We start from the raw sequence: 13,217 nt of genomic DNA, 5'->3' as shown, positions 1-13,217 counted from the left end.
AATTATATTTATTACATATTACCTAACAACATTAAAAAAACGCGGTGGAATATCCGCCGATATCATAGTTATTATTTCTCGCACCGCTGCGCCTTTAAATATGCCGCGAAGACCATTATGCCGTTTTTTATCATGCCGGGTCCGCTACGCGGCGGCATGGGCGCTTGACCGGGGCCGTGGTTTTTCTGTTTTCCACGCGAGGGGATTTGCCGGTATCATCCGGCGCGTTATCGTCGGACCAAACAGTTTTTTTTATTGATCGAAACGTCTAATCGATGGGTAACCGTTAAGCATCACCCATGGCCGTTTAGCCTTGCGCCTAAGGCCTGCCGCAGCGCCTGGGCCAATTGCGCCAGGCTAAACGGCTTGCGCAGCAGCGTGACGGCGTCGGGCAATCCGCAGCCGTCGCGGCGCATATCCTGACCGCTGATAAGCAGGGTAGCCAGCGCCGGATTCGTCCGGCGGGCCAGGCGAATAACATCGGCGCCGCTGTGCGCGCCGGGCAGCATTAAATCGCTAATCAGCAGGGCGATATCCGGCGTGCGCCCGAGCAGCATCAGGGCCTCGGCGCTGTCGCCGGTGGCGAGCGTCAGGTATCCCAACTGATGCAGCTGTTCGCGCAGGGTTTCGCGCACATCGTCCTGATCGTCAAGGATCAGCACCAGCAAGTCCTCGCGCGCCTCGGGAGCGGGTTCGGCCGGCGGCGCCGGGGCCGGGGTCGCGGCCGGCGCGCGCGGCAGTTGCAGGCGCACCAGCGTGCCGGCGCCCGGTGACGATTCAATCTGCACCCGGCCGCCGGACTGGCGGATAAAGCCATAGACCATCGACAGCCCCAGGCCGCTGCCGCTGCCGACCGTTTTGGTGGTGAAAAAGGGCTCGAATACCTGCGATTGCACCTCGGCCGACATGCCGCAGCCGCTGTCGGCGACCTCCAGCGTCACCATATCCTGCTTCCTGCCGCCGGCGCGCACCACCCGCTGGTTATAGGTACGGATAATAATTTCGCCGCCGCGTCCCTCCATGGCGTCGCGGGCGTTGACCACCAGGTTCATGATGGCGTTTTCCAACTGGTTGACATCGATCCAGGCAAACCAGCCGGGCAGTTGAGGCTCAAGCTTCAGCGCGAGGTTGACCGCAAGCGTTTGGCGCAGCAGTTCGCTCAGGTTATCCACCAGTCCGGCCAACTGCACCGCCTGGGGATGCAGCGCCTGTTTGCGGGAAAAGGCCAGCAGGCGCTGCGTCAGCTGGGCGCCGCGCCCGGCGGCTTTCAGGGCGCGATCGATGCGCTCGCCGTCGCGGCCGTCGCCGTTTGCGCACAGCTCAAGGCTGCCGATAATCACCGCCAGCAGGTTATTGAAGTCATGGGCCAGGCCGCCGGTCAGCTGTCCCACCGCCTTCATTTTCTGGCTATGGACCAGCGCCTGCTCCAGCGCCTTGCGCTCCGAGCGGTCCAAGACCACATTGACCATGCCGTGGCGCGGCACCGGGCTGAAACGCAGCTCGAGGATAGGGCCGTTTCCCAGGTGTATTTCCAGCGCGCGGGGTTGAAGCGCGCGCAGGTGGGCCGCCACCTCGCGCCAGTCGCGATAACCGGGCGCCTTTGCCTGGTTGCGGCCGAGGAACGCCAGCAATTCCCGGTAATGCTGGCCACGAAACAGCAGCGTTGCCGGCAGCCCCAGCAGCAGCGGGTATTGCGGGTTCCACACCACCAGGTGGCCGCGCCGATCGAACAGGGCAAACCCGTCGCGCATGGCCAGGAAGGTATTTTCCAGCTGGGTGCTTTTTTCTTTCAGCAGACGCGAGGTATGCTCCAAAGACGCGGTATTGCCGGCAAAGACGTTAAAGGCCCGCGCCAGATCGCCCAGTTCGTCGCGCCGGTGCAGTCCCGGCACGCTGACCTGGCGCTCGCCCCTGGCCAGACGGGACATGGCGTCGGCGATAACCGACAGGTTGGACCCCAGGTTGCGATAGATATACCAGCCGGCGAACAGGGTGATGACCAGCGACAGCAGGGCAAACAGGCCGATGAAATAGATGATTGACGCCAGTTCGTTATGCGTCTGGCGCATCCGCTCCCGCGACTCCCCCGCCACTTTTTGCACATACAGGTTGATATCGCCGTTCAGCATGCCGACCAGCGCCTTGATATGATAGGTGTAATAGGCGATGGCCAGATCGCTGCCAGACAGCTCGCGGCCCAGGGGGCCGAGACTGTGCTGGCTCAGCATAAATAACCGGATTTTATCGCCCAGCAGGGCGCTGGCGTCGCCGGCCGGCGGCCAGCCGGCCATCACCTGATCCAGTTGGATTAGCGCCGACCGGGGGCTGGTAGTGTGAATGGCGATATCCAGCAGGCGGTCGATTTCGCCCCTGAGGGCGACTGTCGGCGCCAACTGGTGTTCACGGGCCGCGATGGTATCAATCTGGCGCAGGTACATTTGGCACTGGTACAGCTCGCTCAGCAGCTGGTTGCGCTGCATATGCCGCTGATGGCCCAGCTCAAGCAGGCGGGTGACGCTGGCTTCCAGGGCGCCGCTGCGCCCGGTGATGCGCTCCACCAGCGCCGGTTCGCTCCTGGCCAGCGGCGATTGCGCCAACCGGCGCAGGGAAGATTGCAGCGCCAGCTGCGTTTGCGCCAGTCGCATAGCCTCGCTCTGGTATTCCAGCGCGCCCACCACCTGGGACAGGCGGATGGCGGCAATGGCCACGTTGGCGGTATCGCGTCCCAGCTCCATGCTGCCGGTCATTTCACTGAGGGTACGGGCCTGCATTTGTTCCTGCAGGTTGCCGGCATGGCGGAACCCCACGATCGCCACCACGCTGACCATCAGCGTCACCGCCACCACCAGCAGGTTAAACATCAGCAGGCGGCCCCGGGCGCCTGCCAGGATCGGCCTTGGGGAGAACAACGACGTCATATCAGGGCTCCGCGACGGGCAGGGCGCCAGTATAAAACCCATGCCGTGGCTAATTATGACAAACATGAACGACCGCTGACATTTTGCATTTATCTGCGCCTGCTTTACTGCGCCTATGACGGCTTAACGAAGGCGCCAACCGGATGACAGCTACCCCGATTCTCGAAATGCGCGATATCGGCAAACGTTTCGGCCATTTCCATGCCCTGAAGTCGGTCAACCTCAAAGTCTGGCTGGGCGAAATCCATGCCTTGATGGGGGAAAACGGCGCGGGCAAAAGCACCCTGATGAAAATCCTGGCCGGCGCTTACACAGCCACCAGCGGCGAGATCGTCATCGACGGCGAGCCCAGGCCGATTAAAAGCCCGAAAGACGCCCTGGCGGCGGGCATTACGCTTATCTACCAGGAAATGAATCTGGCGCCCAACCTGACGGTGGCGGAAAACATCTTCCTCGGCAGTGAGCTGGCGCGCGGCGGCCTGGTGCAGCGCGGCAAAATGGTCCAGGAGGCCCAGCAGGTTATCGATCGCCTGGGCGCCCAGTTTCACGCCACCGACCTGGTCATGTCGCTGACCATCGCCGAACAGCAGCAGGTGGAAATCGGCCGCGCGCTGCACCGCAACAGCCGCATCCTGGTAATGGACGAACCCACCGCCGCGCTCTCGTCCCGCGAAACGCAGCGCCTGTTCGAGCTGATAAAACGGCTGCGCCAGGAAGGGATGGCCATTATCTATATCAGCCATCGCATGGCGGAAGTCTATGAACTCTCCGATCGGGTCAGCGTGCTGCGCGACGGCCAGTATGTCGGCAGCCTGACGCGCGAGCAGCTTTCCGCCGCCGAGCTGGTGCGCATGATGGTCGGGCGGCCGCTAAGCGATCTGTTTAATAAGGACGTCCATATCCCGGTCGGCGATGTGCGCCTGGAGCTGCGGGACCTTACCGACGGTAAAAAAGTCAAGCCCGTCAGCCTGACGGTGCGTTCCGGCGAGATCGTCGCGCTGTCTGGACTGGTGGGCGCCGGCCGATCCGAGCTGGCGCAGCTGGTGTTCGGCGTCCATAAACCCACCGGCGGCGTCGTGCGTGTGGACGGCAATCCCGTCGCCATCCGCTCGCCGCGCGACGCCATTGCGCTGGGCATCGGCTTTTTGCCCGAGAACCGTAAGGAACAGGGGCTGTTCCTGGATATGGCCGCCCATGAAAATATCGTTATGCCGATCCTGGAGCGCGACGCGCGCTTCGGCCTGCTTAACCGACGCAAGGGACTGTCGATTTCGTCCGAGGCCATCCGCGCGCTCAATATCCGCGTGCCCCACGCTCAGGTGCGCGCCGGCGGGCTGTCCGGCGGCAACCAGCAAAAGCTGCTGGTGTCGCGCTGGGTGGCGATCCATCCGCGCATCCTGATCCTTGACGAGCCGACGCGCGGGGTGGACGTGGGCGCCAAAAGCGAGATCTATCGCATGATGGGACAAATGGCGCAGCAGGGCGTGGCCATTTTAATGATCTCCAGCGAACTGCCTGAGGTGGTCGGGATGAGCGATCGCGTATACGTGATGTGTGAGGGCCGACTGGCAGGGGAGCTCAGCCGCGGCGAGATTTCGCAGGAAAATATCATGACGCTGGCCACCGGCGTCGCACTGACACCGTCGTCCGTTTAAGGAGCCGCCATGGCCACCAATTCCGCTACCCCCGACGCCACGCCGGCCGCCGCCAAACGGCCCTGGCTGAACGACCTGATGCAAACTGTCGGCATCCTGCCGATACTGGTGCTGATCGTGGCGATTTTCGGCTTTGTCGCGCCCAATTTCTTCACCGACAGCAACCTGCTGAATATCGCCCGCCAGGCTTCCATAAACATCGTCCTGGCGGCCGGGATGACCTTTATTATCCTGACCGGCGGCATCGATCTGTCGGTGGGGTCGATGCTTGGCGCCACGGCGGTGGTGGCCATGGTGGTCTCGCTCAATCCGGCGCTGGCCTGGCTGTCGATTCCGCTGGCGCTGCTGGCGGGGCTGGGCATGGGGCTGTTCAACGGCATCCTGGTGGCCTACGCCGGCCTGCCGCCGTTTATCGTCACCCTCGGCACCTATACCGCGCTGCGCGGCGCCGCCTACCTGCTGGCGGACGGCACCACGGTGATCAATTCCTATATCAATTTCGAATGGATCGGCAATTCCTACCTGGGGCCGGTGCCCTGGCTGATTATCATTGCCCTGGCGGTGATTGCGGTGTGCTGGTTTATCCTCAGGCGCACCACCCTCGGCGTGCATATCTACGCGGTGGGCGGCAATATGCAGGCGGCGCGCCTGACCGGCATCCGGGTCAGCTTCGTGCTGCTGTTCGTCTATGCCGCCAGCGGCCTGCTTTCCGGCCTGGGCGGATTGATGAGCGCCTCCAGGCTCTACAGCGCCAACGGCAACCTGGGCATGGGGTACGAGCTGGACGCCATTGCCGCGGTGATCCTCGGCGGCACCAGCTTTGTCGGCGGCATCGGCACCATCACCGGCACGCTGGTGGGGGCGCTGATTATCGCCACGCTTAACAACGGCATGACGCTGATGGGCGTCTCCTATTTCTGGCAGCTGGTGATCAAAGGGGCGGTGATCATCATAGCGGTGCTGATTGACAAATACCGTACCCGACATCATCAGGCATAACCCATACCGGAGAGAAACCATGCGATTTAATCCTGTTTATACCGCGTTGCTGACGGCGGCCATGCTGACCGCCGCCCCCCTGGCGCAGGCCAAGGATCTGAAGGCCATCGGCGTAACGGTGGGCGATCTCGCCAACCCGTTTTTTGTCCAGATAACCAAAGGGGCGGAAATGAAAGCCCGGGAACTGGCCGGCGATAAAGTTAACGTGACGCTGGTGTCCAGCGGCTACGATCTGGGCCAGCAGGTGGGGCAAATCGATAATTTCATCGCCGCCAAGGTCGATATGATTATCCTGAACGCGGCGGATTCCAAAGGCATAGGTCCGGCGGTGAAACGCGCCCAGGCCGCGGGCATCGTGGTGGTGGCGGTCGATGTGGCGGCCGAGGGGGCCGACGCCACCATCACCTCCAACAATACCCAGGCCGGGGAACTGGCCTGCCAATACATTACCGATAAGCTGAAAGGCAAAGGCCAGGTGGTGATTGTTAACGGCCCGCCGGTGTCCGCGGTGCAAAACCGGGTGGAAGGCTGCATGAACGAGCTGAAAAAACACCCGGATATCAAACTGCTGTCCTATAACCAGAATGCCAAGGGCAGCCGCGAGGGAGGATTGGAAGTGATGACTTCGCTGCTGGCGGCCAACCCGCATATCGACGCGGTCTTCGCCATTAACGACCCGACGGCCATCGGCGCCGATCTGGCCGCCAAGCAGGCCCAGCGTAAAGAGTTCTTTATCGTCGGCGTCGACGGCTCGCCGGACGGCGAGGAAGCGCTGAAACGCGAAAACTCGCTGTTTGTCGCCACGCCGGCCCAGGATCCGCAGGTCATGGCCGCCAAGGCGGTGGAAATCGGTTATGACATTTTACAAGGCAAGCCGGCACCCAAGGACCCGGTGCTGATCCCGGTGAAAATGATCGATCGCAACAATGTCGGCAGCTACAAGGGCTGGACGGTGAAATAATCCACAGCGCCGGCGGGCCGGCGCGGTCGACTCCGCGCCGGCCCGCCATCATCCTCCTATGGGCGGCGAGGTATCGCGCCGCCCGCTCCCGATGACAGCGGAGGCGATATGAAACGCTCTCAGGTCAACAGTATCCTGCAGCAGACCCAGCAATTTTTTGCCCGCAACGGCATGCATCTGCCGCCGTTTGCCCGTTTTTCCCCCCCGGACTGGCTGGCCCTGGAGCGCCGGCACTGGCGCGAGGTGTTTGATCTGCGCCTGGGCTGGGATGTCACCGATTTCGGCGGCGATGATTTTAGCCATACCGGCCTGACGCTGTTCACCTTGCGCAACGGCTCCCCCGACGGCGCGCCTTATGCCAAAACCTATGCCGAAAAAGCCATCCATTGTCGGGAAGCACAAATCACGCCGCTGCATTTTCATTGGCATAAGCGCGAGGATATTATCAACCGGGGCGGCGGCAACCTGATGGTGGAAATGTATAACAGCGATGAGGGGGAACAGCTCGCCGCCTCGAAAGTGACGGTCGTCATCGACGGTTGCCGGCAAACCCACGCCGCCGGCTCCCGGGTGCGGCTGGCGCCCGGGGAAAGCATTTGCCTCACGCCCGGTATTTACCACAGTTTCTGGGGGGAGGAGGGTTATGGCGATGTGCTGGTGGGCGAAGTCTCCATGACCAATGACGACCAGCATGATAACCGTTTCCTGCGGGGACAGGCGCGTTTTAGCCCGATAACCGAAGACGAGGCGCCGCGTTGGCTGCTATGCAACGACTACCCCCTCTTACCGGCCTGACGCGCTCAGGCGGTCTGGGCGATGGCGGTATCGGCGCGCACCACATCGGCCGCAAACACATATCCCAGCCGGCGGATGGTGCGGATAAGCGTCGGCTGGTGGGGATTGGATTCTATCTTACGGCGCAGCCGCATGATCAGCACGTCGACGGTGCGATCGAAGACGTCCAGGGTTTCGCTGTGGGTCAGCTCCAGCAGTTGATCGCGGGTAAGCACTTTACGGGCGTGCGCAATCAGCGCCAGCAGCAGGCTGTATTCGCCCTGCGTCAGGACCACCGGGTCCCCGCCGGGATTAAACAGCGTGCAGCTGTCGCTGTCGAGCCGCCAGCCGTTAAACAGCCAGCCGTTGTGACGGCCGGCGGCCGGCGGCGCCATGGACGGCGAACCGCCGCGGCGCAGCACCGCCTTGATGCGCGCAATCACCACGCGCGGATGAAAGGGTTTGACGATATAATCATCGGCGCCCATTTCCAGACCGACGATGATATCGGATTCCGATCCCATGCCGGTGAGCATCACCACCGGCAAATGCGGCCGCAGGCGCTGGATCTGCTGCAATACCAGCAGGCCGTTGGTATCCGGCAGCATCAGGTCCAGCAGCACCAGCGCAATCTCCGGCGATTGCTCAAGCAGCGCCAGCGCCGACCGGCCCTGATGGCGGACGTGCACGGTAAATACATGCTCGCTGAGCATGTCGTTTAACAGTTCACAGATGGCGGGGTCGTCGTCCACGACAAGAATACTGGGTTTCATATGCCGTCTTCGCTGTGTTACGGGAATGATAATAGAGTGTACATTAAGCCAAATCGATAGCATGGTTCAGGATGTGGATGTGTGAGACGTCTCTCATGCCGCATCGGGGACGCGATGGCCGGCGGCGGATTAAATGGAGGAGGTGACAATGCGTATTGGCATAGATCTGGGCGGGACCAAAACAGAAGTGGTGGCGCTGGGCGAGGACGGACAGGCGATATATCGCCAGCGTATCCCCACGCCGCGCGACGATTATGACCAGACCCTACGCGCCATCGCCTCGCTGGTGGCCGGCGCCGAACAGGCCGCCGGCCGGCAGGGCAGCGTCGGCATCGGCATCCCGGGCACCCTGTCGCCGTATACCCAACGGGTGAAAAATGCCAATTCGGTCTGGCTCAACGGCCGGGAGATCGATAAGGATTTAACGGCGCTGCTGGGACGACCGGTACGCATCGCCAACGACGCCAATTGCCTGGCGGTATCCGAGGCCACCGACGGCGCGGCCGCCGGCGCCGCCACCGTGTTTGCGGTGATTATCGGCACCGGCTGCGGCGCGGGGCTTGCGATCAACGGCCGGGTTCATGCCGGCGGCAACGGCATCGCCGGAGAGTGGGGCCATAATCCCCTGCCCTGGCAGGACGGGGACGAACAGCGCCATGCCCGGGAAGTACCCTGCTACTGCGGCAAAACGGGCTGTATCGAGACCTTTGTGTCCGGCACCGGTTTTGCCGGCGACTACACCCGCCTGGGCGGGCCGCCGTCCACCGGCGCGGAGATTATGCAGCGGGCGGCAGCGGGGGACGCGCTGGCCGGCATGGCCGTCAGCCGCTATGAGCAGCGGCTGGCCAAGTCGCTGGCCCATGTGATCAATATCCTCGACCCCGACGTGGTGGTGCTGGGCGGCGGCATGAGCAACGTCGACCGCTTATACCGTACCCTGCCGGCGTTGATTAAAGGCTGGACGTTCGGCGGCGAGTGCGAAACGCCGGTGCGCAAGGCGGCCCACGGCGATTCCAGCGGGGTGCGCGGCGCCGCCTGGCTGTGGCCGGATTGATCCGCCCGTGCCGTTTTTAGCGATCCTTATCTATAATCAATTGCATGGCGAACTAATATCGCGATAGAGATGAGAGGATCATGGCTGAAAAATCGACGACATCAACCCCGTCCCCCGGGCAATCCGGCAGTTCGCTGTTCGGCAATATCCATACCGGCAACGAAAAGATTGATAAGGTGGCGTTACGTTCCGGCCGCCTGATCGGGAAAGTCAGCGCCTATCCGGCTGTGGCGCACGTGATCCGCGCCGTGGAGCGTTTTAACGACCGTATGGGCAGCCAGTTCGGCGCGGCGATCACCTATTTTTCCTTCCTGTCCCTGATACCCATTTTAATGGTGTCCTTCGCCGGGGTGGGGTTTTTCCTGGCGTCCAATCCGGATATCCTGACCAACCTGATTAACAAGATTGCCGACAGCATCAGCGACCGGACCCTGGCGGATACGCTGAAAACCACGGTCAAGACCGCCATCGCACAGCGTACCACGGTGGGTATTACCGGGCTGCTGATAGCGCTGTATTCCGGCCTGAACTGGATGGGCAACCTGCGCGAGGCCATCCGCGCCCAGCTGCGCGACGAATGGGAGCGCAATCCCCAGGATGAGGAAAAATTCTATCTTAAATACCTGCGCGATCTGATTTCGCTGATTGGACTTATCGTGGCGCTGATTGTCACCCTGTCCCTGACCTCCATCGCCGGCGCCGCCCAGGAAAGTATCGTCAAAGCCCTGGGGCTGGACACCGTTGAATGGCTGCGGCCGGTCATGACAGTGGTCACGCTGATAGTCTCGGTGCTGGCCAATTACCTGCTGTTTTTGTGGATCTACTGGGTCATCCCCCGCCATAAGCCGCACAGCAAAGCCATGTTCCGCGGGGCGCTCCTGGCGGCGGTGGGTTTTGAAATCATCAAAATTATCATGACCCTGACGCTGCCCAAGCTGGCCACCTCGCCTTCGGGGGCGGCGTTTGGCTCGGTGATCGGGCTGATGGCGTTTTTCTACTTTTTTGCCCGCCTGACGTTGTTTTGCGCCGCCTGGATAGCCACGGCAAAATACCGCGACGACGACACCCCCACGCCGCCGGGGACGAAAGCGCCTCCCGCGGCGAATCGCGGCCGGGACAATACCGGCGCCGGCATATCTTACGGCGCGCCTGGAAAACCGCCGGCGGCCCGGCGCCTCTGCGCCGCCCAGGCGGCATCGGGACAGGACCGCCTATTGCCCTATCTAATGGTGCTTACCGCCGGTATAGCAGTGTATTATTTCAATAAAATGCGCTAAAGGCAGTTAATGTTGCTGCTTTTAACAAAAATATAACCATAAACCAGCATATAACACTTACCCCGTCCTTTTATTTGCCCCCGGGGCAGGGTTAAACTCTGCCGGTTGGCGCTTATCACGGTGTTCTCTCTGCAAACAAGCGCCTGCGTCACATAATCTGCTTTTTGGCAGGCAAAGTCGCCGGGTGGTCAAAAATACGCCATTGAAAATGCTTTTTTCTATGTCTAAGATGCCTTTCTTTTACGCATTTGATCAATAAGAAACAACATGCCAGCCTCCATCGCACCAGCCATCGAACCCAATGCGCCATCCGTCCCGGTAAACTCCCGGGGTAAAGTGATTGTGGCGTCGTTAATCGGTACCGCCATCGAATTTTTCGACTTCTATATTTACGCTACCGCGGCGGTCATCGTTTTCCCGCATATTTTCTTTCCGCAGGGCGATGCTACCGCCGCCACGCTGCAATCGCTGGCGACGTTCGCGCTGGCCTTCGTCGCCCGGCCCATCGGCTCCGCCCTGTTCGGGCATTTTGGCGATCGCGTCGGACGCAAGGTGACGCTGGTGGCCTCGCTGCTGACCATGGGTATTTCCACCGTGCTCATCGGCCTGCTGCCGGGTTACCAAACCATCGGCATCGCGGCGCCGATACTGCTGGCGGTGGCCCGTTTCGGCCAGGGCCTGGGGCTGGGCGGCGAATGGGGCGGCGCGGCGCTGCTGGCCACGGAAAACGCGCCGGCGCATAAGCGCGCGCTGTACGGCTCGTTCCCGCAACTGGGGGCGCCCATCGGCTTCTTTTTCGCCAACGCCATGTTTTTAGCCCTGTCCTGGCTGCTGACCGACGAGCAGTTCCTGAGCTGGGGCTGGCGCGTGCCTTTTATCCTGTCGGCGGTACTGGTGCTGATCGGCCTGTATGTGCGCGTCTCGCTGCACGAAACGCCGGTATTCGCCAAGATAGCCCTGGCCAAGGCGCAGGTGCGCATGCCCATCGGCACGCTGTTTAGCAAGCATCTGAAAGCCACCGTGCTCGGCACCTTTATCATGGTGGCGACCTATACGCTGTTTTATATCATGACCGTCTATTCACTGACCTACGGCACGACCCCCAAGCCGATTGGCCTGGGGATCCCCCGCAATGATTTTCTGCTGATGCTGATGGTCGGGGTCATCGGTTTCGGGCTGCTGGTGCCGGTGTCGGGCCAGCTGGCCGACAGCTTCGGCCGCCGGCGGACCATGATCACCGTAACCCTGATTATCATTCTGTTCGCGCTGGTTTTCCCGTCCATGCTTGGCTCGGGCAATATCTGGCTGGTAATGGCGTTCCTGCTGTGCGGTTTTACCGTTATGGGCCTCACCTTCGGGCCCATGGGCGCGCTGCTGCCCGAGCTGTTCCCCACCGAGGTGCGTTATACTGGCGCGTCGTTCTCCTATAACGTTTCCTCGATTATCGGGGCTTCGGTCGCGCCCTATATCGCCACCTGGCTGACCGCCAATTATGGTCTGTTCTATGTCGGCATCTACCTGGCCTCAATGGCGACCCTGACGCTGCTGGCGCTGCTGGCCACGCACGAGACTCGGCATCGGTCATTGTAGCTGTTAAAATAAGCGCGCCGGCAGTCAGGGGCCATCCCCCGGCCGGCTGGAGAATGACGGGCCGGATCCCCAGTGGTGCGGCCCGTTTTTTTTGATTATGCGAAAATAATGAGGGCTGTAATGAATATGCGGCGTAACCGATATTTCCTGCCGATACTGTTGCTGGTTATCGCGGCCCTTGGCGCCGGCGTCTATTACAGCCGCTTGCCCGGCGGCAACCCCGATGCGCTGTGGAAGATCGTCAGCCAGAAATGCGTACCCGGACAGCAAAAAACCGGACAGCCGGCGCCTTGTGCGCAAGTCAACCTGGCGGCGGGGTACGTGATACTTAAGGACCTGAACGGCCCCCTGCAGTATTTGTTGATGCCGACCGAAAAAATAACCGGTATGGAAAGCCCGCAGTTGTTACAGCCCCAGACCCCCAACTTCTTTTATGACGCCTGGCGGGCGCGGCACTATCTCGCCGAAAAACGCGGCGCGCCAATCCCGGACAGCGCCCTCTCCCTGGCGATTAATTCCGCCTCGGGCCGCACGCAGAACCAGTTGCATATCCATATCTCCTGCCTGCGTCCCGATGTGCGGCGCCGGCTTGACAGCGAAGCCGCCGCCCTCGGCAATGCCTGGCGCCCCCTGGGCGAACCGCTGATGGGGCATCCGTACCTGGCAATGCACGTTACCGCCGCCGAACTGGCGGCGCAGAGCCCGTTTCTGATGCTGGCGCGCGGCGTGCCGGACGCGGCGGATAACATGGGGCATTTTACGCTGGCCCTGGTGCCGCTGGCCGACGGCGGCTTCGCGCTGCTGGCCGGCGAGCGCAACCTGCTGCGCGGTAATCTGGCTTCCAGCGAGGAGATCCAGGATCACAACTGCGCCATCCTGCGCTAAGCGGACATGTCCGGGTCGTGTCCCCTGGCGGGATTTTCGCGTACGGCTTGCGGGTGAGGTTTATGTTGCCGCGGCGAGGGTTTCGCTGATGCTTGCGGGTGGGGTTTATGTTGCCGCGGCGGGATTTTCGCGTACGGCTTGCGGGTGGGGTTTATGTTGCCGCGGCGAGGGTTTTCGCGTACGGCTTGCGGGTGAGGTTTATGTTGCCGCGGCGAGGGTTTCGCTTGCCATGCGTTAGGTTGTTTTATGCAGTGCCGGGCGCCGGCAAGCGACAAAGAGGCCGTACCGCGACGGCCTCCTTGACCTCCGCGCGTCCGGCAGATCGTGCGCC

General features: G+C 61.8%; 10 protein-coding genes. 8 read left to right on the top strand and 2 right to left on the bottom strand.

Annotation, left to right across the window (positions count from 1 at the left end):
- Positions 1-293: 293 nt before the first annotated feature.
- On the bottom strand, positions 294-2,909 hold the full coding sequence (locus ACL2XM_RS22715) for an ATP-binding protein (protein ID WP_413733249.1): 2,616 nt from the start codon (positions 2,907-2,909) through the stop codon (positions 294-296).
- Positions 2,910-3,061: 152 nt separating this feature from the next.
- Here ACL2XM_RS22715 and ACL2XM_RS22710 point away from each other — a divergent pair, with 152 nt between their 5' ends.
- The 4 genes from ACL2XM_RS22710 to ACL2XM_RS22695 all read left to right on the top strand — a co-directional run bounded on the left by ACL2XM_RS22710 (position 3,062) and on the right by ACL2XM_RS22695 (position 7,328).
- Positions 3,062-4,573, top strand: coding sequence for a sugar ABC transporter ATP-binding protein (locus ACL2XM_RS22710; RefSeq protein ID WP_410013037.1), 1,512 nt, complete (start codon positions 3,062-3,064; stop codon positions 4,571-4,573).
- A gap of 9 nt (positions 4,574-4,582) precedes the next feature.
- Positions 4,583-5,572, top strand: coding sequence for an ABC transporter permease subunit (locus tag ACL2XM_RS22705; RefSeq protein ID WP_410013036.1), 990 nt, complete (start codon positions 4,583-4,585; stop codon positions 5,570-5,572).
- A gap of 19 nt (positions 5,573-5,591) precedes the next feature.
- The gene (locus ACL2XM_RS22700; RefSeq protein ID WP_413731650.1) at positions 5,592-6,533 is read left to right on the top strand and encodes an ABC transporter substrate-binding protein; all 942 of its coding nucleotides are present in this window, start codon (positions 5,592-5,594) and stop codon (positions 6,531-6,533) included.
- A gap of 108 nt (positions 6,534-6,641) precedes the next feature.
- Positions 6,642-7,328, top strand: coding sequence for a D-lyxose/D-mannose family sugar isomerase (locus tag ACL2XM_RS22695; protein WP_410013034.1), 687 nt, complete (start codon positions 6,642-6,644; stop codon positions 7,326-7,328).
- A gap of 5 nt (positions 7,329-7,333) precedes the next feature.
- Here the strand turns inward: ACL2XM_RS22695 and ACL2XM_RS22690 are convergent, their stop codons facing one another.
- Complete coding sequence (locus ACL2XM_RS22690; protein WP_410013033.1) at positions 7,334-8,080, bottom strand: response regulator; 747 nt, start codon at positions 8,078-8,080, stop codon at positions 7,334-7,336.
- Positions 8,081-8,228: 148 nt separating this feature from the next.
- On the opposite strand from ACL2XM_RS22690, the gene mak reads away from it, so the two are divergent.
- From mak to ACL2XM_RS22670, 4 genes are all read left to right on the top strand, one after another.
- Positions 8,229-9,134, top strand: a complete 906-nt coding sequence (gene mak / locus ACL2XM_RS22685) for a fructokinase (RefSeq protein WP_410013032.1) — start codon at positions 8,229-8,231, stop codon at positions 9,132-9,134.
- A gap of 80 nt (positions 9,135-9,214) precedes the next feature.
- Entirely contained in the window at positions 9,215-10,411 is a 1,197-nt protein-coding gene (yhjD, locus tag ACL2XM_RS22680) for an inner membrane protein YhjD (RefSeq protein WP_413721669.1), read from the top strand.
- 267 nt (positions 10,412-10,678) lie between these two features.
- Positions 10,679-12,001 carry an MFS transporter gene (locus tag ACL2XM_RS22675; protein WP_410013031.1) on the top strand — a complete coding sequence of 441 codons (1,323 nt, stop codon included), beginning with the start codon at positions 10,679-10,681 and terminating at the stop codon, positions 11,999-12,001.
- Positions 12,002-12,127: 126 nt separating this feature from the next.
- Positions 12,128-12,886 (top strand): CDP-diacylglycerol diphosphatase, encoded by a 759-nt coding sequence (locus tag ACL2XM_RS22670; RefSeq protein WP_410016689.1) that lies wholly within the window; start codon positions 12,128-12,130, stop codon positions 12,884-12,886.
- Positions 12,887-13,217 lie beyond the last annotated feature (331 nt).

Source organism: Sodalis sp. RH20, assembly GCF_047324205.1.
Classification (GTDB): domain Bacteria; phylum Pseudomonadota; class Gammaproteobacteria; order Enterobacterales; family Enterobacteriaceae; genus Acerihabitans.
This window is presented reverse-complemented; position numbering and strand designations above follow the sequence as displayed.